17 protein-coding genes are annotated in these 23,409 nt (G+C 44.8%); 13 read left to right on the top strand and 4 right to left on the bottom strand.

All coding sequences use genetic code 11. From position 1 onward, the window contains the following. The first annotated feature begins 126 nt into the window (after positions 1-126). The 13 genes from LU351_RS07520 (at position 127) to LU351_RS07460 (ending at position 16,252) form a co-directional block, all read left to right on the top strand. Complete coding sequence (locus tag LU351_RS07520) at positions 127-657, top strand: hypothetical protein (RefSeq protein WP_232593452.1); 531 nt, start codon at positions 127-129, stop codon at positions 655-657. Between the two features lie 377 nt (positions 658-1,034). Then, positions 1,035-2,489 carry an NAD-dependent succinate-semialdehyde dehydrogenase gene (locus LU351_RS07515; RefSeq protein WP_232593451.1) on the top strand — a complete coding sequence of 485 codons (1,455 nt, stop codon included), beginning with the start codon at positions 1,035-1,037 and terminating at the stop codon, positions 2,487-2,489. A gap of 602 nt (positions 2,490-3,091) precedes the next feature. Further along, positions 3,092-4,642 (top strand): trypsin-like serine peptidase, encoded by a 1,551-nt coding sequence (locus LU351_RS07510; protein ID WP_232593450.1) that lies wholly within the window; start codon positions 3,092-3,094, stop codon positions 4,640-4,642. A gap of 327 nt (positions 4,643-4,969) precedes the next feature. Next, positions 4,970-5,362 carry a flagellar hook-basal body complex protein FliE gene (gene fliE / locus LU351_RS07505; RefSeq protein WP_232593449.1) on the top strand — a complete coding sequence of 131 codons (393 nt, stop codon included), beginning with the start codon at positions 4,970-4,972 and terminating at the stop codon, positions 5,360-5,362. Between the two features lie 178 nt (positions 5,363-5,540). Continuing rightward, positions 5,541-7,238, top strand: coding sequence for a flagellar basal-body MS-ring/collar protein FliF (gene fliF / locus LU351_RS07500; protein ID WP_232593448.1), 1,698 nt, complete (start codon positions 5,541-5,543; stop codon positions 7,236-7,238). Further along, positions 7,231-8,262: a flagellar motor switch protein FliG gene (fliG, locus tag LU351_RS07495; RefSeq protein WP_232593447.1), complete on the top strand. Its 1,032-nt coding sequence runs from the start codon at positions 7,231-7,233 to the stop codon at positions 8,260-8,262. The genes fliF and fliG overlap by 8 nt, the downstream gene beginning before the upstream one ends. A gap of 229 nt (positions 8,263-8,491) precedes the next feature. Then, complete coding sequence (locus LU351_RS07490) at positions 8,492-9,523, top strand: FliH/SctL family protein (protein ID WP_232593446.1); 1,032 nt, start codon at positions 8,492-8,494, stop codon at positions 9,521-9,523. Further along, the gene (gene fliI, locus LU351_RS07485; protein ID WP_232593445.1) at positions 9,520-11,097 is read left to right on the top strand and encodes a flagellar protein export ATPase FliI; all 1,578 of its coding nucleotides are present in this window, start codon (positions 9,520-9,522) and stop codon (positions 11,095-11,097) included. The genes LU351_RS07490 and fliI overlap by 4 nt, the downstream gene beginning before the upstream one ends. Before the next feature lie 13 nt (positions 11,098-11,110). Then, a complete protein-coding gene (fliJ, locus tag LU351_RS07480; protein WP_232593444.1) occupies positions 11,111-11,569 on the top strand; it encodes a flagellar export protein FliJ in 459 nt (152 codons plus the stop codon). Between the two features lie 591 nt (positions 11,570-12,160). Further along, a complete protein-coding gene (locus tag LU351_RS07475) occupies positions 12,161-12,466 on the top strand; it encodes an STAS domain-containing protein (protein ID WP_232593443.1) in 306 nt (101 codons plus the stop codon). Between the two features lie 199 nt (positions 12,467-12,665). Next, the gene (locus LU351_RS07470; RefSeq protein ID WP_232593442.1) at positions 12,666-14,354 is read left to right on the top strand and encodes an ATP-binding SpoIIE family protein phosphatase; all 1,689 of its coding nucleotides are present in this window, start codon (positions 12,666-12,668) and stop codon (positions 14,352-14,354) included. A gap of 145 nt (positions 14,355-14,499) precedes the next feature. Further along, positions 14,500-14,847: an Hpt domain-containing protein gene (locus LU351_RS07465; RefSeq protein ID WP_232593441.1), complete on the top strand. Its 348-nt coding sequence runs from the start codon at positions 14,500-14,502 to the stop codon at positions 14,845-14,847. A gap of 277 nt (positions 14,848-15,124) precedes the next feature. After that, positions 15,125-16,252, top strand: a complete 1,128-nt coding sequence (locus LU351_RS07460) for a flagellar hook-length control protein FliK (protein WP_232593440.1) — start codon at positions 15,125-15,127, stop codon at positions 16,250-16,252. Between the two features lie 267 nt (positions 16,253-16,519). Here the strand turns inward: LU351_RS07460 and LU351_RS07455 are convergent, their stop codons facing one another. The 4 genes from LU351_RS07455 to LU351_RS07440 form a co-directional block, all read right to left on the bottom strand. Next, positions 16,520-18,352 (bottom strand): PhoX family protein, encoded by a 1,833-nt coding sequence (locus LU351_RS07455; RefSeq protein WP_232593439.1) that lies wholly within the window; start codon positions 18,350-18,352, stop codon positions 16,520-16,522. Between the two features lie 119 nt (positions 18,353-18,471). Then, positions 18,472-21,198, bottom strand: coding sequence for a TonB-dependent receptor (locus LU351_RS07450; RefSeq protein ID WP_232593438.1), 2,727 nt, complete (start codon positions 21,196-21,198; stop codon positions 18,472-18,474). A gap of 281 nt (positions 21,199-21,479) precedes the next feature. Beyond that, the gene (locus tag LU351_RS07445) at positions 21,480-22,550 is read right to left on the bottom strand and encodes a FecR family protein (RefSeq protein WP_232593437.1); all 1,071 of its coding nucleotides are present in this window, start codon (positions 22,548-22,550) and stop codon (positions 21,480-21,482) included. 25 nt (positions 22,551-22,575) lie between these two features. After that, a complete protein-coding gene (locus LU351_RS07440) occupies positions 22,576-23,136 on the bottom strand; it encodes an RNA polymerase sigma factor (RefSeq protein WP_232593436.1) in 561 nt (186 codons plus the stop codon). Between the last annotated feature and the right edge of the window lie 273 nt (positions 23,137-23,409).

Genomic DNA, 23,409 nt, shown 5'->3' with positions numbered 1-23,409 from the left:
AGATCTTATCTTAGTAAAGAAAGTAAAAAATGAGTTGATATAATGAAAAAAATCATTTCATCAGCTTTACTCAAAAAGTCAGCCGTAGAGCTGAAATCTTGATCATTTATAAGAGGACGTATCGTTATGGCATGTAGCCCATCTGCTCGTAATCCTAGGCACAGCGGTCTGTGCAACATTCACTACCCATGCACTCGTGTAGCGCCTAGCGGTGATTTTCCAGCAACGAATTTCAGGGACTGTACCCAAGGAGGGCTTTATGTTCCTGGTAGGGATATTAATCAAACATTGGGTTATGAAAACAACATGGATATGTTGAGCTTACAGGAATTTATTTCTTTTGTGAGTAATCAAGCGAAATTTGGTTCTTATGTAAGTGGTCGATCTGGGCGTACTCGCAGAAATGAACACTTCTGTGTTGATAAAGGCCGCCGTACAGTAGATGGTCGTCGCTTAGCGTGGCTTTGGGTATACCCTGATGGTGTTCCCCGTGGTTCCAGTAAACTCCTTCCCGATCCGCCTAGCTGTGTCTGGACTAAACAGCAGATCATTGATGCTTATAGAGCGGCCAACAATCCTGCATTGCCGATGTTTACTCGCCATAAAGAAATTCATTCTGAGCTTGCGATTACATTTTGTTTGCCTTATCCCACTTAAGCGCATGATGTCATCATGTGTCTTTAATGAGTAGTACGAGCAGTAGCACGACTAAGTGGTACGACTAAGTAGTACGACTAAATAGTACGACTAAGTAGTAGTACGGGTAGACTCGGGGAGAGGTAGTCGTTCTCTTAAAATAAGCGTTCGATTTCCATTGCCTCTCCCTCTCCCTCTCCCTCATATTTCCGCTTTATTTCCGACCTGCTGAGTTTCATTAGCCTGCTTTCCTAATCCTTTATTTTATAATCTCCTATCTGAGTGCCTTAATTTCTTTCATTGTTTTGGCTTAATTAAATCATGCTTTTATTGTTGAGGTTTACACTGGGGTTGGTATTTTGTTCAATCTCTCGTGTGAATTGACTTAGGAGCCCCAGATGAATAATCACTTGAGTCACAGCCATTTGCTGAAGCAGTTTTCTTATATTAATGGCCGTTGGCATTCCAATTCCAGTTTGGGTGAATTGGCGATAACAAACCCTGCGAATGGGGAACTCATTGCTAAAGTTGCCAATGCGGGTGCCAATGAAGCGTGTCTGGCGGTAGAGTCTGCGAAGGAGGCCTATCGTGAGTGGTCGAAGGTGCCAGCCGGACAACGTTCGTTATTGTTGAGGAAGTGGTTCGATTTAATGATGAGCCATCAAGAAGCGCTTGGGCAACTGTTGACTTTGGAGCAGGGTAAACCACTGTCTGAAGCGAAGGGCGAAATTGCTTATGGTGCTTCATTTATTGAGTGGTTTGCAGAAGAAGCGAAGCGCGTGTATGGCGATACCATTCCTGCTCCAAGTGCCGATAAACGTTTGGTGGTCATCAAGCAAGCGGTGGGTGTAGTGACTGCAATTACCCCATGGAATTTCCCCAATGCCATGATTGCCCGAAAAGCAGCGGCGGCATTGGCGGCAGGTTGTACTTTTGTAGTGAAGCCCGCTGCGCAAACGCCACTTTCTGCACTGGCAATGGCCGAACTTGCAGATCAAGCAGGTATTCCAGCTGGGGTGTTTAATGTTGTCGTCGGGACGGATCATGAAAGTATAGGCAAAGTACTTACCCAGCATCCGGCTGTTGCGAAGTTCACGTTTACAGGTTCTACAGCGGTTGGTAAAAAATTGATTTCGCAATGTGCTGAGAGTGTCAAAAAGGTCTCGATGGAATTGGGTGGTAATGCCCCTTTTATTGTGTTCGAGGATGCGGATCTGGATGCGGCTGTGGCTGGGGCTATTGCGTCTAAATATCGTAATGCGGGGCAAACCTGTGTGTGTACTAATCGAATTTTGGTGCAACAAAGTGTTGCGGACTCATTCACTCAAAAATACGTTAATGCGGTTAGACAATTAAAAATGGGTGATGGCTTTAACAGCCATGTCAACATCGGGCCGATGATTAGCCAAGAAGCGTGTGATGGCGTGCATCAGTTGGTCGAGACATCCATTGAGATGGGCGCCAAACTTTTGATGGGTGGCGAAAATAACCATTCTGGTTTTTACCCCCCTACAGTTTTGACGGCGGTTTCCAACGACATGCCGATTGCTCGTAGTGAAATATTTGGTCCTGTTTCGCCGATTATTCAATTTGATACCGAAGAGCGGGCTGTCGCTATCGCGAATGATACAGAATATGGTCTTGCCGCTTATTTTTACGCAAGAGATATCGGACGAATTTGGCGAGTCTCTGAAGCGCTTGAATTTGGTATGGTTGGCATTAATGAAGGTATTATCTCTAATGCGGCTGCACCGTTTGGTGGAATGAAAGCGTCGGGTAGTGGTCGCGAGGGTTCCAAGTATGGGTTAGATGATTATCTCGAAATTAAATATTTGTGTATGGGAGGGATTTAGGGATTTTAAAAAAATGGATTCCAAAATGTTGCGGGCCATATTTTTCCAATGAGCACTTATTAATGCAATGAGTGCCTGTTGCGATTTCTTTCATACGCTTGTTTTGCCTGGTTGTTTAGGTTTTGTTATTAAATGTACAGATGCTTTGATTTAAAAATCATTGCTATGAATTTTGTCGCTTAAGTCTTTTTATTTTTTCATCGTCCTTTTTAGGGCGGCGGAAATGTGAACTTTGTATGAAGTTTGTGGGATTGAGTGATGATGACATTAAACAAATGGCGTGAATTGATATATATTCTGATGAGGTGAATTAATTGAAATTGCCTTGCTTAATGTTTGGCTTTTTTGTTGTTTTTTTAATTTAGTTTTTTGTATTGTTCTGTGAACTCCCTCCGTCTAAACGCCATTCTCATGATGGTGTTCATGTTTTTGTATTTTTGATAACGAACTGGTTTTCGAATTTGATAGTCTTTTTCTTTATGTAAATAAAAATATTACATATTGGAGAGGTTTGTGTCTGTTGAGTTTGCACGAGGATAAAAAATAGCTCAGGTCAAGTGATGTACGAATACATTAAATAATAATTTCTTGTGAGGAAAATTATGACTCGTTCTTTAAAGCCCTCTCTGGCGCTGAGTGCTTTGGCCTTTATGATTGGTCAAGTCAATGCTCAACCGCTTGGTTTGAAATATGGACAGCATGTCTCGGTTCTGCAAGAGTACCATATGGAGTCTGTGGATAATCGTTCTCTAAAATTGCAATCAGAGCATAAGGAAACACATTCAGAAAGTCAGCAGCTGGCGCCGATGGAAATTGCTACGGCTTTGCACACAGATGTATCGCTTACTCAATGGGAAACATTAAAAAGTGCCGCGTTAGATGGTCAGGCCATGTCTGTATCACGCTATAAAATAGTGTCTGATGGGGCAATGAATATCAGTTTGGGTTTTAAAGAGTTTTATATGCCTGAAGGGGCATCTGTGTATATTTACACTGCGGATGGTAAAGAAATATTAGGGCCGTTTGGTGTAGAGCAAAATGAAACACATGGGCAATTCTGGACACCTATGTTGGCCGGAGATGAAGTGATTGTTGAAGTGAATGCTCCAGCAGACGTTATCGATCAAGTTAAACTCAAACTCAAACAAGTGAATCATGGTTTTTTAGGCGATAAGCCTTCTTCACAAATGGATGTTATTTTAAAGTCTGGTTCGTGTAATGTGGATGTGGCTTGCTCGGATGCCGATGGTTGGCGTGACCAAGTAAATTCTGTGGCACATTATCAATTTTCCACAAACAGTGGTTCATTTGTGTGTACAGGAGCGGCTATTAATAATACGGCAGAAGATGGAAGAGCATTATTTCTAACCGCTGACCATTGTTTGGATCAACCTCAGTATGCCAATACCGTTGTTGCGTATTGGAAATTCGAAAGTCCAACTTGTCGTACACCCGGCTCTTCACAGAGTGGTGGTAATGGTAATGGGCCACGTAATATCAATCAGTCTGGTGCGGTGATGCTGGTGCAAAATCCAAATTCGGATTTCGCTTTGATTGAATTTGATGATCCAATCCCAGCAGCAGCGAATGTGTATTACGCTGGTTGGTCTCGCAGTTCAACCCGCCCTGAAATCGGTGTAAGCATTCATCATCCTCGTGGTGATGAAAAACGCATCAGTTTTGATAACGATCGACTAACCGCATTGTCGACACATTGGCGAGTGGAGGACTGGGATTTAGGAACGACGGAAGGCGGTTCTTCAGGCTCACCCATTTTTGATCAAAATCAGCGAATTGTCGGCCAATTAACCGGTGGCTTAGCGGCATGTGGTAATAATGAATACGATATTTATGGTCGTATGGATGTGAACTGGAGTGCGGGTATTGATCGTTATCTTGACCCTGAAAATACCGGCGTAGTGACGCTAGATGGACGTTACGCAACGGGTACACCGACGCCGACACCAACACCAACACCAACACCGACACCGACACCAACACCGACACCAACACCGACACCAACACCAACACCAACACCAACACCAACACCAACACCAAACAGTTGCCCTGCAAGTCACCCTCTGTATTCGCAATCCTGTGATCGGTGTTTTGTGGATGAAGCGCAAGCGGCTTCTGCAAATTGCCCTGTTTAAAGCAGTATTGTCGATAAAACCTTCGCTTAGAAATCAAGTTATATAGATGTAGCGTCGTTTAGTCTTGTGCATAGGTCGATGGCTTTGCTGTCGACCTTTTTTCCTTTCTGTTCCTGCCTCGTTTCTGCTTTGGCCCGCATCCTGCAATGACCCCTGTAATGATTCCTTCAACGTCGAATAGCTAAGGAAAAGTCAGCGATTAAGTGCCTGTTCGTCGAGTTTCTGACGGTTTGTTTGGCGTGTGATGAAGGTGAGTGTCAAGGTTTTGTTATTTGTTTTACGTCAGCAACATTGTTTGCCTGTAAAGCTAACCAGTAAGGAGTTGTTGTGAGAATCACTGATCGGCCAGACATTAATCAATTATTGATGAATATGCGTCAAATGCGTGAATCGGTACAGACGCCTAATCAAGAAATGGGGGATGTGCCGACAACACGCCGAGTTTTTGAGGGCATTGCTCCGGGAAATTTACAGGGAGAAAGCAGCGCGCCTGCCACCTCGAAATTTGGAGACTTATTCAATCAAGCCATTGGTAATGTGAATGCACTGCAAAAAACGTCTGGTGCCTTGGCTGAGGCTTATACCATGGGTGACGAGAATGTGGATATTACCGATGTCATGGTGGCGAGTCAGAAATCCAGTGTTGCATTTCAAGCCACTGTGCAGGTCAGAAATAAAATGGTGGAAGCGTACCAGGATATTATGAACATGCCGATGTAGGTACTTTAATTTTTCATTTTTCATTTTTCATTTTTCATTTTTCATTTTTCATTTTTCATTTTTCATTTTTCATTTTTGATTTTGATTTTTTGGTCTTGATTTTAATCATTGTATTTAAAGTGGTTTTTAGCGTTGGCCGCTAAATTAAGTGTATTTTTCAGTAGATAGGGTTGCATGAATGGCTGAACAAGCAGAAGCGGACGCATCAACCGATGAGGTGGAAGTAAAATCTCGTCCTACCAGTGATTTGGTGGAGGGATTTAATAATTTAAATTTAATTCGTCAGGCCAGCTTAATGATTGGCTTGGCGGCCAGTGTGGCGGTGGGCTTCGCGGTGGTGTTGTGGACACAAGGTGAAGATTATCGCCCTTTATACGGCAGTTTGGATCGTCTTGATTCTTCAGAAGTGGTTCAAATACTGGAATACAATAATATCGAATTTAAGGTAGACCCTACCACAGGCGCTATGCTGGTGGCCAAAGATGATATTCATGAAGCGCGCTTAAAATTGGCCGAAGCGGGTATTCCTGGCGAAAGCTCGGTGGGTTTCGAATTATTGGATCAAGAACAGCCTTTAGGCACGAGTCAATTTATGGAAGGGGCTCGCTTTCGTCGCAGTTTGGAAGGCGAGCTTGCACGTACCATTACCAGCATTAATAGCGTGCGTCATGCACGAGTGCATTTGGCGATTCCAAAAGAATCGGTGTTTGTACGAGATGCGCGTGAGCCATCGGCGTCTGTTTTTTTAGAATTATTTCCTGGTCGAAACATTACCCCTGTTAATGTGAAAGCTATTGCTAATTTAGTGGCCTCCAGTATTCCAGAATTGATGTTGGAGAATGTTACGGTTGTTGATCAAAAAGGCAATTTATTATCGGTAGGGGAAGAGGCGGAAGCATTATTGGAAGCGGCCAGACAGCGCGAATACAGTCGTAAATTGGAAAATGAATTAATTGGTCGAATACACAGTTTACTGACGCCGATTGTCGGCCAGGAAAAAATAAAAGCAGAAGTCAGTGCGGATGTGGATTTTACAGAAGTTGAACAGGCCGAAGAGGTATTTAACCCGGATTTACCGGCGGTACGCAGTGAGCAAACGTTAGATGAGCAACGCGTTGGTAATAATTTAGGGGGTATTCCCGGTGCGCTTACCAATCAACCTCCGGGGGATGGCGAAGCACCTGAACAGGCCAATGCGGGTGACAATGAAGGGGGGAGTGCTCCGAGCAACACCCGAAAGCAGGCCACACGTAATTTTGAATTGGATCGAACCGTCAGTTATACCCGTCATCAATTGGGCAAAGTTAAACGACTCACGGTGGCTGTCGTGGTGGATGATAAAGATGTGGTTAACCCGGAAACCGGTGTGGTGGAGCAGGTGCCTTGGACGGAAGCTGAATTGGAGCGGCTGTCTATACTGGTACGTGACAGTATTGGCTTTTCGGCGGCTCGTGGTGACAGTGTTAATGTGATTAATACCCGTTTTATTCCTCAATTGGGAGCGGAAGATACGGGCATTCCGGTATGGGATCACCCCTTGTTTAATGCCTTATCGAAACATCTCGCGGCGCTTTTAATTATTCTTATTCTTTTAGTGGGTTTGTTGCGACCTGTGTTGAAGAGTGTGGCGGCATCTGGGCTGAAGGTACGTCAAGAAGAGGAAGCCAAAGAGCTGGCGGCTTTGGAATCTTCGGGACTGGATGCGTTTGACTCGTTGTCTGATGAGACCGTCACGCTCAGTGGTGGGGATGCCTTGGCATTGCCCAGCCCAGAAGAAAGTTACGAACAGCAATTGAATGCGGTGAAAGGCTTAATTGCAGAAGATGCTGGCCGTGTGGCCCTAGTGATTAAAGGTTGGATTAACGAAGATGGCTGAAGAAGCAGACAGCGCTGGGAAAGCGCCGGCGAAAAGTGTGTCTAAATTAGATCAAGCGGCCATCTTATTGATGACGTTGGGGGAGGCGGATGCAGCCGAAATTTTAAAGCACCTTGGGCCAAAAGAAGTGCAGCGATTGGGAACGGCGATGAGTCAGTTGTCCAACGTGCAACAAACCGAAGTAGAGGCGGTATTGTCGACCTTTTTGGAAGAGGTGCGTACCTTAACCGGTTTGGGTATGGGGGCAGATGGTTATATTCGGAATATGCTGGTCACGGCTTTAGGTGAAGACAAGGCCAATGGCCTGATTGATCGTATTTTGCTGGGCGGTAATACCACGGGGCTGGATACGCTTAAGTGGATGGAGTCTCGTTCTGTTGCCGATATTATTCGTAATGAACATCCGCAAATTCAGGCCATTGTGATTGCGTATTTGGATGCGGATCAAGCGGCTGAAATCTTGGATTTCTTCCCCGATAAGGTGCGGTTAGACATTATGATGCGTGTTGCAGCATTGGATACGGTACAACCTAGCGCCTTGCAGGAACTCAATAATATTCTTGAAAAACAATTCTCTGGCAGTGCCGGTTCTCAGACGAAAACCATGGGCGGCGTGAAAGTGGCTGCCGAAATTGTCAATAATCTGGATTCCACTGTGGCCAATGAATTACTCGAGGCCATTGAAGATGTGGATGAGGATCTTTCTTCACAAATTCAGGATCTAATGTTTGTGTTCGATAACCTGAAAGATGTGGACGACCGAGGTATTCAGGCGCTGTTGCGGGAAGTGTCATCGGAAATTTTAATTGTTGCCTTAAAAGGTGCCGATGAAGATTTACAGAATAAAATATTCAGCAATATGTCCAAACGGGCGGCTGAATTACTGCGTGATGATTTGGATGCGAAAGGCCCTGTGAAAGTGTCTGAAGTGGAAGGTGCGCAAAAAGAAATTCTGACCATTGCTCGGCGCATGGCCGATGCCGGTGAAATTAACTTGGGTGGTGGCGGTGAACAAATGCTGTAAAAAACACAGTAAATAGACGTAATTTTTGCTTGGGTTGCCCACTTTTTACCGCCTATTTTGGGTTGTTTTTTATTGTTTATTATGGGTCGTTTGTTTTTAATTATTTCTTGTTCGTCGTTAACATTTTTATATTTGCGCCATTGTTGAAAGTTGTTACTCAAAACGTGATAAAACGTTTGAGATGAGTTATTTGCAATGGTTTATTTAGGTAATCAATAGGGAGGCTTTTATGTCTCATGCCTCTGAAAACGGTAATCCACCTGAGTCAAAATCCAATGAAGGGGGAGGCGCTTGGGAAAGCTGGCTGGTGCCAGAATTTGGTGAGCGCGAACAAATTTTTCGTTCTGATGAGAAAAAGCCTCGTAAGAAAATCGACACTAAAGGGAAAAAGCCCGCCTCAAATACTGGCACTAAACCAACGGCTGGAAAATCCACCACGGCGGCGAAGACGTCCTCAGTAAAGCAAGCTGCCGCAAACAACACCTCAAAAAATCCAAAGCAAAACGTCACTACTGATGAGGTGACCACCGATTCAGAGGTGGAAGCGAACTCCACAGACACGCCGGCCGATGAATCCGTAGAGGATGTCGAAACCCAACCTTACCGTTTGCCCAGTGCAGAAGAGTTGGCGGAGTTGCGAAAAGGGGCTGAGCTGGAAGGGTATAACGAAGGCTTCAGTAAAGGGGAGCAACACGGGTTTGAAAGCGGTGAGAAGAAAGCACACGAAGAGTGTTCAGCACAATTGCAGCACGCCATTGCTAGGGCTCAAGGCATTACCGAAGCTTTGCAACACCCGTTGGCACAACAGCAGTCGGCCATTGAAGCCATCATTACCGATACCATCGTTAATTTAACTCGCGCGGTGGTGGCCCGTGAGTTGCAGTTGGATCGGTCTCATATCGTAGAACTGGTGCAGCAAAGTCTTTCATCGTTGCCGTTTTCAGCGGACAACGTTCAAATTATGGTTCACCCCGATGATCGTGATGTATTGGAAAAACACGCACAAGCGCACGGTTTGGAGTGGCAATTAAAAGCCAGTGTGTCGATTGAACCCGGCGGCTGTCAGGTGATGAGTCGAGACAGCGTGGTGGATTGCCAAGTATCTGAGCGTTTGACGGCGGCCATCGACCAGTTTTTAGGAAAGCATTTGGCGGGTGAAATGCCGGCTGCTGGTGAGTTGCCGCCCTCTGAAAACCAGGTCAATTCTGAAGGAAGTTCAACCGATCAAACCGGCACGACTTCGGAGCATTCGTTGCCATGACCGGAGTTTTCACACCTTCTGGGTCTGTTGTTTCAGAACCCGTCACTTCAGAGCCTGTCACTTCAAAACCTGTCACTTCAAAACAATGGCAGGCCCCTTTGTTGTCTCGCTTACAGCACCTTCGCCCACAGCGGGCTCCGGAATTGGAGCCGGTGGCCGCAGGCAGACTCACTCGTGTGGTGGGCATGACGTTGGAAGCGGTCGGGCTGAAGGTGCAATTGGGTCAGCAATGTGAAATCAGCGTCTCTGGAGATCGTAGATTAGAGGCGGAAGTAGTGGGATTCAGTGATCATAAAGTGTTCCTGATGCCCATCCAAAATATTGAGGGCGTGCAACCCGGCGCGCGCGTCACGCCGTTATCCTCTCACTTGGGTATGCGTGTGGGGCCGGGCTTGTTAGGGCGTGTCATTAATGGCTTGGGTCAACCTCTGGATGGTGACGCGTCTTGGGGTGGTGAAGAATACTTGGAGTTTGCTCCTCATACCATTAACCCATTAAAACGTCATCCTATTGAAAAACCGCTGGATGTGGGCGTTAGAGCCATCAATGCGTTATTAACTCTTGGGCAGGGGCAGCGTGTCGGGCTTTTTGCCGGCAGTGGTGTGGGTAAAAGCGTGTTGTTAGGCATGATGACCAAGTTTACTACCGCCGACATCGTGGTGGTGGGGCTGATTGGAGAGCGGGGCCGAGAGGTTAAAGAATTTATTGAGCATAACCTAGGCGCAGAAGGGTTGGCTCGCTCTGTCGTGGTGGCATCTCCGGCGGATGATCCACCGTTAATGCGCCTGCGGGCCTCCCAGTTGGCTACCCGTATCGCTGAGTACTATCGCGATAAAGGCCAGAACGTTTTATTGCTGATGGATTCACTCACCCGTTATGCCCAGGCTCAGCGTGAAATTGCGTTGGCCACGGGCGAACCACCTGCCACCAAAGGATACCCGCCTTCGGTGTTTGCAAAATTACCTCAATTGGTGGAGCGAGCCGGTAATGCGGATCGGGGTGGTGGCTCCATTACAGCGGTGTATACCGTGTTGACGGAAGGGGATGACTTGCAAGACCCGATTGCCGACTCTGCTCGGGCTATTTTGGATGGCCACATTGTGTTGTCTCGATCCTTGGCTGAAGAAGGGCAGTACCCGGCCATTGATGTAGAAGCGTCCATTAGCCGTGTAATGCCAAACATCGTTGCCAAGCCTCATTTAGGAATGGCTCAGCGCTTTAAGCAATTGTTGGCGTTATATCGTCAAAATCGGGATCTGATCAGTATTGGTGCTTATACCGCCGGTGCAGACAAAGACATCGATCAAGCCATCGCCATGCGTCCGCACTTACGTAATTACCTCAGTCAGGGCATCAATGAAAGTGTCCCTTTTCCCGACAGCTTGAATACTTTGCAAAGGCTATTTAATGGGGACGCGGGGGCCAGCCAGGGCCAGGCAAGTACTAAGGCCGATGCCAGTGCGCCGGTGATACCTCGTGCTGGGGCAGGAATCGGAACTGCTGGCGAGCGTCCCGCGAATAAGGCTGCCCGAGCTTCAGCACCATTGGCGCGGGCGCATAACCGGCAAAAGTGAATAAGAGGCCACCATGGCTGATAATGATCGAACAAGACGTTTAGCAGTGGTGTTGCAGTTGGCTCAAAAGGCAGAAAACGATGCGGCAAAATTACTGCAACAGCAGCGTGCGCAGTGGATGAGTGACGTTAACCAATTAAAACAATTGCACCATTATTTTGAAGAGTATGTTGCTCAATTTTCCTCAGTGCGTGGCAGTGTCTCTACCGAAACACTGATCAGCCAACGTCACTTTGTTGGGCAATTGGAAAACGTCATAGAAACCCAGTCTGAACGAGTAGAGACTCTGCGGCAGCAAACAGACCGAGCCGAACGTTTTTGGCGGGAAAAGCATCAGCGGCGAAAATTGATGGAAGAGTTGATTGAACGTATTCGTCTTGATGGTGACCATATTGCTGAGAAACAATTACAAAAAGAATTGGATGAAATGGCGGGGCAATCGTTTATTCGAGGCCAAAAAATCAACTCGTAATTTACAACCTGCTATACGAACTACTAGCTATACGAACTACTAGCTATACGAATTACTAGCTATACGAACTACTTTCAGTACGTGCTATTCAGTACTCGGTTATCCCGTATCGGTTTTTAGGTGCGTCTTTATGAAAGCAGAGAAAAGGAGCCGCCTTGGTGTTTTGTCTATAATGATAAAAATGAATCGGTATTGGCGAAAACAGTGGTCGCAGAGTGCAATAAAGTACGTACAATCGGTGGCGATACTCTGGATTTGTGGCACGAACGCCTGCGATTATTATTTAAATAATGCGCATAAACGCCTTGTTGTTAGCCTCAGACATACCTCATAAAAGGTATGTCGGCCAATGTTTTTTATTACATCGGTTGAGTTGAAATAGCGACTGTGAATAAAACCATAAGACAATCTATAATGTCGGTTTACAAAAAATTGGCTAAAGTTAACAGCGATGTAACCACAAGTGTGAATAAACGCTAAAATGACGATGAACTTATGGTTAACCGCTGGCGTTAAAAATAATGTTAAGGCGAGTAAAAAAATAACAAGTGATTTTGAGGTAATTTTTTAACCATCGGAGCAAAGGTATATATGGCAATTTCCTCTGAAATGACGCCAAATGGCGCAATGTTGAAAATCGAAGTCAGTGGGCGTTTTGATTTCAGTTCTCATCATGACTTTCGCAAAACGTATGAAGAACTGGATTCTAAACCTGAAAGTTTTCTGGTCGACATGAAAAATGCGACGTATCTTGATAGCTCTGCGCTGGGCATGTTATTGCTGTTGCGTGACTATGCGGGAGGTGATGAATCCAATATTGAGATAACCAACTGCAGTCCAGATATCCGTAAAATACTCACTATTTCTAATTTCGAGCAATTATTTGCGATCAATTAATTATTGAGCTCGAAAAATCCAGTGTATGGGCATTCTGTGATGGTGTATTTCAACGCCATTACATTGTGCTGTTGCACGCCTACCTCGTCGTTTAAATTTGTATTAAAACATGTTGCGAAAAGCAGATTGGTGAGGCGTGGCAGTTTTCCGGTGAAGGTTGGCAGCCGTCTTTATTCATCAACTCGAAAAAGGTTGTGGCATGCTCACTGTACTTGTGGCCGATGACACCAGTACTGATCGAATGATTTTGGAATCGTTGGTACGACAATTGGGTTACATCACGGTTCCAGCGTCTAATGGTTTGGAGGCCATTGCCTTCTATCAACAATATCAGCCCGATATTGTCCTTATGGACGTGCTTATGCCAGAAATGGATGGTTTGGAAGCGGCGCGCTCCATTAAAAAATTGGCAGGGGAAAACTTTGTTCCTATTTTGTTTTTAACCTCGTTGTCGGATACGGAGTCTCTTGTTGCTTGCTTGGATGCCGGCGGGGATGACTTCATTCCGAAGCCTTATAACAAGCCGATTTTACAGGCCAAAATCAACGCGTTTGGTCGTATGCGAGAATTACAGACCACATTGTTGCAACAGCGCGATCAGATTCGCTTGAACAACAATACGCTACTACAAGAGCAGGCAGTCGCCAAAAAAGTTTTTGATAATGTGGCGGGTAAAGGGTGTTTGGATGACCCGAACATCCGTTTTCATTTGTCCTCTCAGGCAATTTTTAATGGCGATGTATTGGTGGCTGCTCATCGCCCGAATGGAAATCTAATGTTGCTGCTGGGGGATTTTACCGGCCACGGTTTGCCGGCGGCGATTGGTTCGATGCCGTTAGCCACAGCGTTTTATGGCATGGTATCAAAAGGCTTCTCGCTCCAGGATATTCTTCGAGAAATTAATCACAAGCTGAAAACGCTGTTGCCGCCGGGGATTTTTTGTTGTGCCTCACTCTTGGAAGTGGATTATCAGGTACAGCAAGTGAAGGTATGGAATGGGGGTTTGCCCTCTGGGGTTTTGTATCGGGGAGTGAGTGGCGAGGTGGAATTATTGTCTTCTCAGAGTTTGCCCTTGGGAATTATGGGTAATGACAGGCTCAATTCTCAATGCAGATACTTTGATATTTCCGCCACTGATCGAATTTATTTATGGACAGATGGTATTCATGAAGCCCGATCTTTTGATGGGGAAATGTTCGGGGAGGCTCGTTTGCTCGAAGTATTTAGGCATGGTTCGGATGTTAAGGCCAATCAAATTTTTGACCGAATTTTGGAAGCGGTGCATGAACATGTTGGCAGTGATGTGTTTGATGATGATTTATCGTTGGTAGAAATTTCTTTGGCAAGCCCCCCAGAACCGACGGATGATCAAGATGTCGGGGCTCGGGGTGATCAGGGGCTAATTGAATGGTCAATGAGTTTTGAGATTAAGCCGCCAACCTTTCTTCATTTTGACCCTCTACCATTACTGATGACGGTGATTTCGGATGTGCCAGGGTTGAGAGGGAAAAGTGCGCAGGTCTACACGGTATTGGCAGAACTATACTCCAATGCATTAGAGCATGGTTTATTGCAGTTGGATTCATCCTTAAAAAATGATGCGGAAGGGTTTGCGGAATATTATCGTTTGAGGAAGCGACGTTTAGAACAACTGACCGAAGGCTTTATCCGATTCACTTTAGCGCACTCTGTGAATGGGGATGAGGGGGTATTACGGTTAACGCTGGAAGACAGTGGTGAGGGTTTCGATCATCACAATAAGTTAAGGGAAACCGGAGAAAAAGATTTCAGTGGTCGAGGTATCGCATTGGTTACCACTTTGTGTGCCTCTCTGACCTATGAAGGTAACGGTAATATTGTCAAGGCCGTCTTTACTTGGAAAGACTGAAGAATATTGCTACTGAAGAGTATGACTAAAGAGTATGGCTAAAGAGCATGACTATGTAAGCGCTACAGGATGAGTTTCTTAGGGACGTGTTTATAACCATTGCGCGTCAATGCAACGCGCCGAAGATGAAAAGTGAGAGGGCATAATGACCCAGTTTACGAGTTTGGATGAGTCTGTTATTGATACATTACGAGAGATCATGGGACAAGAATTCAACGATCTTATTCAAGCCTACCGTATTGATTGCCAAACTCGCATCTCCGCATTAAAACAAGAGTTATCAGAGGATAATTGCGATGGCGTGAGACGAGCGGCACACAGTTTAAAAGGCAGCAGCGGCAATGTTGGTGCTTCTCATATGCAGGAGCTGTGTTTGGCGCTGGAAACCTCGGCCAAGAACGAAGATTTGTCTTCAGCGCCGGAAATGATCGCGAACATCGAATCAGAATACCAAAATATTGAATCAGACTTAAACGTCATTACTCGCAACTGAGTATTTGTAACTGAGCACTTGTAACTGAGTATTCGTAACTGAGTATTCGTAACTGAGTAGTGGCGGCTTTTATTTTTCTCTACATTATTCTCCTTATGCCATTGCTTGCGTAATTGGCATTGCTGTTGCAACTCCCCTTGTGATGATCGTTTTTAGCGGCAGGGCCTTGCCGCATAAGACGAAAGAATTCCAATGTCAGCATCACGATGTGATGGTTCGTGGTGAGTCAGCACCATCACATGATCGCATTAGTGGAAACAGAAGACACGAGGCGAATATGAACAGCGCACAAAATATTCTTTCGTTGGCCGCCAATAGCCCACGGGCGGCTAATGATAAAAGCGTTAAACCAAAAGACGATATGGCGTATCACGATGATCGCCCCTCTTTTGAGGAAACACTGGCGGAAGAAAGTCGCCTGCAAGAGGCAAATTCGAATGAGACAGTGACTCAAGAGCCTGAGGGGCTGTCGCATGAGCCCCATGAAGGAGAAACGCCGGAAGAGTTTGGCTTAAATGCTGAGGCAACCGCGTTATTGGAAGAGCATGGCATTGACCCGGCAATCTTCCCGCTATCAATGGAAGAGGTTGTTGATAGTATTGTGCAATCCATCGAGGCTCCTCAAGAGACGGCAATCTCAGCCCTGATGCAAGAGCAACGTTTAGCAAAGTTATCGATTCCGGTAGAAGGTGAATTATTGCCGGGGGAGGGCGATCTTTTACTGGAGGAGGGGCTGAATGCAAAATCCGGTGCGCTTACTCTGCAATCTTTACAGGCATCTTTAGCTCAGGGAGGGGCGTCAGCAGAACAATCTCAATTATCCATGTTGTCAAACCGGGAGGGATTAGTGAGTCAGGAATTTGGTCAGTTACTCACGAATCTTGATAGCTCGGAGATCAATGGGGGGGAAAAGCCTTCTCCATTATCACAACCGCAAAGTGCTCTTCAGAGAATGTCTGGTGCGGCTATACCGGTGGTTGAAACACCTGTTGCACAACGGGGGTGGGGGGATGCGGTAGGCGAGAAAGTGTTATGGATGGCCAGCCAAAATATTTCTGAAGCGGAATTGCAACTAGATCCGCCTGAACTTGGGCCATTACAAGTGAAGGTAGTGGTAAGCCAAGATCAAGCCCAGGTCGTTTTTAATAGCCAGTTTGGTACGGTCCGTGATGCATTAGATCAAAGTGCCGCAAGGCTTCGAGAAATGTTTGCGCAAGAAGGCTTAAACCTAGTGGATGTGGATGTTTCTGATCAGTCTGCTGAACAGTTTGCGGGGCAAGAAGAAGGCTCGGGTGGCACTCAAGATTCGGGGCAGTCTTCTTTTGTTGATGACGGTGGAGAAGAGGTTGCGGTCAATCCCACTGTGATGCAGCGGTCGACTCGTCTTGTGGATCATTATGTTTGAATGGGGTTTGGATGTGGTCATTCATATCTGATCTGTCGTCACTCAAGTACCGTCATTTCAAGTACCGACGTTTCAATTTGATCTAACAGACGTTTGCTATTTAGTGCGTGTCTGTTAGATCAAATTAGGACTATGGCATGGTATTGGACTATTTATTTAACTACGTATTTAACTATTTATTTAACTACGTATTTAACTATTTATTTAACTACGTATTTAACTATTTATTTAACTACGTATTTAACTAATTTGTAACTACGTATCCAACTACGATCCAATACGTTTGCCATGATTATTACGAGTGACGACAACGGCTGGGCGTGGCGGCAGTGTATTTGAAAAATCTGGCCAGCGTGTGCTGGGGGTTTCATACGTTGATCCGCTTGCGGGGTGTTGAACCGAGCAAAAAAGATTTTTTCCATCTTTAGTAAAAAATGGGCCACACATTTCTGCCCCTTTGGGAATGGCCATAAAGCGTTTCGTCAGTGCACGATGTTTACCAGAAACTTCTGTGGCCCAAAGTCCTTCGGGAATGCCCGCATTTTCCGCGCCGTCCGTCGCAATCCATAAATTCCCTAGCGGATCAAAAGCGCAATTATCCGGGCACGATAGCCACCCCTCTTGAGGTAAGTCTGGGTGGTAAAGAGTAATGTCTTGTTCAGGGTTGCCGGCTAATAAAAACAATTCCCACTGAAACACATTCTTTGTGTGGTCTCCATCCTCTGGCCAAAATTCGATGATTTGCCCATGCTGATTGTGAGCTCGGGGGTTCGCTGCATCCAATTGGTGTTCAGTCCGGCCAGAATTGTTGGTAAGCATGGCATAAACTTTACCGTTGGAGGGATTCACCTCCACATCTTCTGGGCGATCCATGGGGGTCGCTCCTAAAAGATCGGCAGCTCTGCGTGTGTCGAGAAGAACATCTGCCTGGCTTCCAAAGCCATTGTCTTTATTCAGTGGGCCCTGGCCATAAATTAAAGGTAGCCACTTTAGTGTGCCGTTATCCAAAAAGTGCGCGACGTACAGAGTTCCTTCTGTTAATAAGTCCATATTGGCTTGGCGATTACTGTCGTCGTATTTTCCCTTGCTGACGAATTTATAAATATATTCAAATTGCTGATCATCACCACAATAAATCACAGCACGCTTGTCTTTATTGATAAAAATATTTGCCCCTTCGTGTTTAAAACGCCCTAATCCTGTACGCTTTTTCGGGATGGAATGAGGATTGTAGGGGTCGATCTCAACGATCCAACCTGAATGCAGTAACCCTTGTGGGTTTTTTTCCAAATTCCAGCGATCATAAAAATCCCCCCAGTGTTTTCGACTTTCGGACATGCCAAAGCGTTCATAATTTTTCGCTTCAGGTAATTGGGTGTGATCGCCTAGAAAATATTCATCCACATTTTCTTCCCCTGTTAATAGGGTTCCCCAAGGAGTGACACAGCCTGAACAGTTAGAGAAAGTGCCGATTGTCTCGACACCCTCTTTTGAGATAAGGCTTTTGAGTCGTTCATGTCCTGCGGCTGCACCGGTGAGATTCATGGGGGTTTCTGGGGTGATTCGCCGATTATAAGGGGATGATTTAACGACTTCCCATTGGTTTCCTTCCCGTTTGATTTCGATAATACTAAGGCCGTGAGCTGCGATATCGATATCCGTTTGATCTTGTGTTAATTCCGCATCACTCGGTGATCCGGGAAACATAAGTTCGGGGTTGGTGTACTCGTGATTCACCATCAATAGGCCGTGATCAGTCTGTTCGCTACCGAAAGGCAAAGGAAGAAATCCCACGTAATCATTGTTGTAGCCAAACTGCTGCTTTTGTTTTGCTGCCGTTTGAGTGAGCGGGTCGAATTCAGGTGCTTCATTAAATAAAGGATCGCCCCAACGTATAAGAACTTGGCTTTGGTAGTCTTTTGCAACTTGAAGCTGGTTGTGGGCAGTGGGGTTGACTGGCGAGAAGGTCAGGCTACTTGAATTTTCCAGGGTTGAATACCCACAATGACTCACACATGCGCTGGCACTGACGACACCGACACTTTTTAAAAATCCGCGACGTGTTAAATAAGCCTGCAACACATCCTCAAATGTTTTCATAAAAACTCCATACGATGGGATGTTAATATCCATTGGCTGACGGTATTCTATACATCTGAAAAATTAGTGTCAGATGTCAACGTCAGCCAATGAATTCAGCCAATGAATAAAAATAGGATTTAGAAATCCGCTGATGCTCGTAAGAATAAGAATCGACCGTTAATGCCCATCTGGACAGATCGCCATAAAGCGCCACTGACTAAATCAGGATTCTGTTCATCTGGATATTGGTCAAAAATATTATTCGCACCCGCTGTTAAGGTGATGGCATCATTGACGTGATAGGAAAAATTCAAATCAACCGTGGTTTTGGGCGCATAAAATTGGTCATCCTCTGGATTACCACTGGAAGCCGCATGATTCACATCACCAAAATACGTGATTTGAGAACCAATAGAAAAGTTATTTAATTCGTAAATGGAACTTAAAGACGCTTTTAAGTTGGGTGCGCCACTTTCGATAAATTTCCGTTCTCGTCTAGCCAGAAATCGCCCTTCTAAGCCTTGGAAGGCTTCAGGTGTATTGGGTTCTCCAACAACGTTGGTGTTATTGTAATTAACGCCAAAAAAGGTGGATAAATTTGCCAAGCCCACTTCTGTGTCATGGGAAATGGTGAGGTCGATACCTTGGGTTTTTGTGTCAATGGCATTAACAAAAAACTGAACACTGGCAATGTTGTTTGCTTCTAGAAAAGCCAATGCATCTGTAGAGTTGATACTGGCAAGACGAGATTGCGAGATGCCTTTGGTCAAAACCACACGATCTTCTATGTCTATACGATAGGCGTCTAGGGTAATGTCCACAGAATCAAATAGGCTCCAGGTAAAACCCACACTGAAACTGTCAGAGTTTTCAGCATCGAGTTGGGGAACACCAATGGTTCTGGAAATATCGCTATCATTTGCCGCGAGTAGTTCATCTTGAGTGACTAATTCGTTCGTATCAGAATTGAATTCAACATCAGTAAAGGTGGTATTGAAATAGAGTTGGTGAAGTGACGGTGCCCTAAAGCCAGTATTGTAACCGAATCGAAGAGCTAGATTGTCAGATACATACCAGCGCCCAACCAATTTGTAGTTAACGGTATTGCCAAAATCACTGTAGTCTTCGGCGCGAATTGCCGCACCTAACATTAAGGCGTCGTTTATCTCTAATTCTGCATCGAAATAAACAGATTGACTGTCTCGATCTTGGTCGGTTGCATTCTCAGGCGTAAATCCGGGAAACCCTTGAGAGCCAGCCGGCCTTGGGCTGCCATTGATGGGCGGTTCGTTTCCTAAAATGAAAGAGCCTTCTTCACCGGCAAAAATACGGTAGTTTTCATTTCGAAATTCAAAACCACCCGCAATATTTAATGCATATAACACATCGTATTGACGGCTTAAGTCTACATTAATGGTATTTTGAGAAAACTCGAAACCACCGGCATCAAACTCAGTGGGTGATAACGCACCCAATGAGGCATTGAGTGTGTTAGAGACAGTGTACTCAAAACGGTTTTTACCATAGGTGTTGCTAATATCGTAAGACCAGCCTTTCCAGCCGCCATTGATACCAATAGCCAGTGAATCATCAAAAATATCTGAACCAATATTGGGAACAAAACCATTAGGGTAGATGCTTGCAATATTTCGAGCACTATCCGCTGTACGAGTGAAGGCGCCAGCTAGGCCTTCGCGTCTGGATATTCCGCCAAAACTATAAAACTCTGAGTCTTCTCCGAGTGGTAATGCAAGATTGAAGAATCCACTGGTGTTTTCAACTTGAGAGCTTCCGATCGACCGTAAAGGCTCGCTACCAACGCCGTACGTTCGATTGGTATTATCCCGATCCTGATAATCAAAAGATAAATTTAAAAATCCGCTGTTATCAAACGCAATGGTGTGGCTTGCTAAGAGTTGAATGGTATCGCCATCGGTTGCTGAAAAGTCGCCAGCAGGGCTATTGTAATCGGTATCGTATTGCCCTGTTTGAAAAGAGAATTGTGTTCCTTCTTCCTCTTTTAAAACGATATTAATGACACCGGCAATGGCATCAGACCCGTATTGTGCCGCAGCACCGTCTCGCAATACTTCGATATTTTTAATCGCAGACACGGGAATGGCATTCATGTCCGTACCCACATTGCCTTTACCGGAAGAGCCAAATATATTGATGAGAGAGGAGTTATGTCGGCGCTTTCCATTGATCAAAACAAGCAGTTGATCAGGGCCTAAACCTCTCAAGCTTGCAGGGTCTATATGGTCGGAGCCATCGGCACCGTGCTGTCGATTTGCATTGAAAGAGGGCGACAAGGTATGCAGTATCGCATTGAGATCAATATTGCCTGATCTAGAGAGAAGTTGGTTTAAAGGAATAAGATCGACCGGTACAGGCGAGTCCATTTGGCTGCGGCCTTCCGCATTTCTAGAGCCGACGGTGACCACAATTTCTTCAATAACTCCAGGCGTGGTCGACCTTTGTCTTATATTTTCAACCCGGTTTTGGCTTACCGTATCATTATTGAGTGAGTCATCTATTGTGGTGATGTTTTTGTCTTTATTTTTTTGAAGGGTTTTGCGAACAGCGATTGCACCATCTTTACCTACAATGTAGGTTAATCCGGTTCCTTCTAGAAGTATTTTGAGAGCCTCAACAGTAGTAGGGTAATCCCCCTCAATAGCTTTATTTTTTAGGCCCTTGGTTGATTCGGGGGAGAAAAAAACATCGACATTGGCTTGTTGTGCGAATTTCTTAAGCGCACTGTCTAGGTTTTGTTCAGGAATTTTGTATTCAAGTGCATACGCAGGTAGTGATGCGCAAGCTGAAACCAACATCGTGGCTGTGAATAGCCTATTGAGTTTCACAACGGATACCTCATGTATTTAATATGTTGAAAATTAACGTTACTCGACCATGACTTCCTCCGGTCACTGACATAAACTCTTGAAAATGAAGAAACCGCCAAATTTTTTACTATGGCAGAGAATTGACTATGGAATGACTACAAAAACGATGTGTAAGAGACAATGCAGGAAAGTGATTCAGCCAACAGTAATAAGCCAACCGTAATTAAACCAACAGCATTTAAATCGACAGTATTTACATCAGCAGCAATTGAGTAAATAAGTTCAGTTTGTATTCACGGTTAGTCAAAGGCTTTGGGTTTGTAGAGATACACGCGGCCTGATTTAGAATAATGTTTAATGCCATAAACTTCATTCAAAGCAAATAACAAAGCGTCGACATTTTTGACATCAAAATAAGCGCTGATGTGTTCATCCGCAATACCGTTTTCTTCAATCACTAAACGACGGGTGGTGTATCGATTGACCTCATTAATCACATCAATCAGCTTCGCGTCAGAAAAATTCAGTGAACCATTCTTCCATCCTACAATATCGGTCGCATTGGGCACTTCCGTTTTTGCCGTTATACCATTTTGTGAAAATAAGAGTTGTTCGCCTGGATGCAACTGTTTAACACCACTTCGGCTATTTGCCTCTACAGGTAAATCGGTTTCCACTTCCACTAATCCGTCAAGCAGAGTGACGATGGTATTACCGTTATATTGTCGAATATTAAACTTGGTTCCAAGTGCCGTGACTTCACCGACCCCTGTGTCAACAATGAACGACCGTTCGGGGTCATGAGCAACTTCATAGAATACTTCCCCGCTTACCATGATAATGCGTCGTTCTTGAGCAGTATATTGAACGTGAATTTCAGAGCGTGTGTTCAGAGTGATAACCGACTCGTCCTCTAATAAAAAGGTTTTTTGCTCTCCAGTGGAGGTTTGATAATGTTGGTTAATGGTTTTGTTTGTAACAAAATTGAAAGACAACGTCGTTAATATTGCGATCATTAAAAAAGACGCTGCAATACTCGCATATTTAAAAAAAGGCTTGCTTTTTCGAGTGCTTGTCCATTCGTTTCTATAGGACGTTGTGTTTCTATGGGACGTTGCGTTTTTGTAGAGTGTTGAGCTGTCAACGAATGAGTCTCCTACAATTTTATTCAAATTATCGGCATCCAAACAGCTTAACTCAGCTAAACACGCCTCACTTTTGTTCAGCAAGGTTTCGTGAATTGGGTCTTCCCTTAGCCACTGAATAAATTCAACCTGCCTGTCTTCTGACATATCAAGTTGTGACTGAAGCTCTATGCACCACTGTGCGGCTTGCCGTTCTTTATTGGATAATCTATATACTTTTGTCATTATTTCTATTGTTATTCCAGTATGTTCAAACCAATGATTGACAGCGAACCAAGGCATCACTGAGATATCGTTGCACGCTTCTCAGTGGAATACCCCGTTTATCGGCTATTTGTTGGCACGTTAGGTGGTGAATTCGGTTTAACAAAAGTATATCTCTTTGCTTCTCTGGTAATCTAGCCACTGCACGTTCTAATAAACTTAACCGTTGATGAAGGTGCGTGTGCTCCTCAGGATTGCTTGATACTGACGTCAGCTCTTCATCAATATAGCGTTGCCCATCGGCCACTTCTTTGCGCATATTTTCTCGGCGAATATTGTCTCTTACCAAATTAGTTGCGATAGTGAATAAATATGCCCTTGGGTTTTGTTCAAGTTTATATGGTTTATTTTGTCTCACAAGCCTAACGTATACACTTTGCACAACATCCATTACCTCACCTTCGCTACCGAGTAACCTCCTTACAAAGTTGCACAGATCTTTGTGGTGCAATTTATAAATCGATTGATAATAGTCACGGTCTTTGTCAGTTAAAGCCGTGTCGATGCTTAAAATATCGGCATCTGGTTTAGTATCAATATTAGTCACAATAAGCCGCTCATAAAACCGATAAAAACAGTCAACATGTTATGCAATCTTGTGTTGTTAATTTTTGGCAAAGGTTTACAGCTAGTCACATGATGGAATTAACGCATGTGCTTGGTCAGTAAGTTATGGGTTTTCAGTTAACTGTTTTCTTTGACCGTATCAAAAAGTAGCGAACAAAAATTAGCCACTTCATTCATGCACATGCATGTTTAGAGACGCTCTAAAGGTCGATTTTCAGCCGATCTAAACATATAAACGCATGATTCAAAGGAA

This window comes from Marinibactrum halimedae, from assembly GCF_021234875.1.
GTDB classification, from domain to species: domain Bacteria; phylum Pseudomonadota; class Gammaproteobacteria; order Pseudomonadales; family Cellvibrionaceae; genus Marinibactrum; species Marinibactrum halimedae.
This window is presented reverse-complemented; position numbering and strand designations above follow the sequence as displayed.

Coding starts and splice junctions, on each gene's coding strand:
- LU351_RS07490 (WP_232593446.1), top strand. CDS start 8,492: ATGTCTCATGCCTCTGAAAACGGTAATCCACCTGAGTCAAAATCCAAT.
- LU351_RS07510 (WP_232593450.1), top strand. CDS start 3,092: ATGACTCGTTCTTTAAAGCCCTCTCTGGCGCTGAGTGCTTTGGCCTTT.
- LU351_RS07460 (WP_232593440.1), top strand. CDS start 15,125: ATGAACAGCGCACAAAATATTCTTTCGTTGGCCGCCAATAGCCCACGG.
- fliF (WP_232593448.1), top strand. CDS start 5,541: ATGGCTGAACAAGCAGAAGCGGACGCATCAACCGATGAGGTGGAAGTA.
- LU351_RS07465 (WP_232593441.1), top strand. CDS start 14,500: ATGACCCAGTTTACGAGTTTGGATGAGTCTGTTATTGATACATTACGA.
- fliG (WP_232593447.1), top strand. CDS start 7,231: ATGGCTGAAGAAGCAGACAGCGCTGGGAAAGCGCCGGCGAAAAGTGTG.
- LU351_RS07515 (WP_232593451.1), top strand. CDS start 1,035: ATGAATAATCACTTGAGTCACAGCCATTTGCTGAAGCAGTTTTCTTAT.
- LU351_RS07445 (WP_232593437.1), bottom strand. CDS start 22,550: ATGACAAAAGTATATAGATTATCCAATAAAGAACGGCAAGCCGCACAG.
- LU351_RS07520 (WP_232593452.1), top strand. CDS start 127: ATGGCATGTAGCCCATCTGCTCGTAATCCTAGGCACAGCGGTCTGTGC.
- fliI (WP_232593445.1), top strand. CDS start 9,520: ATGACCGGAGTTTTCACACCTTCTGGGTCTGTTGTTTCAGAACCCGTC.
- fliJ (WP_232593444.1), top strand. CDS start 11,111: ATGGCTGATAATGATCGAACAAGACGTTTAGCAGTGGTGTTGCAGTTG.
- LU351_RS07455 (WP_232593439.1), bottom strand. CDS start 18,352: ATGAAAACATTTGAGGATGTGTTGCAGGCTTATTTAACACGTCGCGGA.
- LU351_RS07475 (WP_232593443.1), top strand. CDS start 12,161: ATGGCAATTTCCTCTGAAATGACGCCAAATGGCGCAATGTTGAAAATC.
- LU351_RS07470 (WP_232593442.1), top strand. CDS start 12,666: ATGCTCACTGTACTTGTGGCCGATGACACCAGTACTGATCGAATGATT.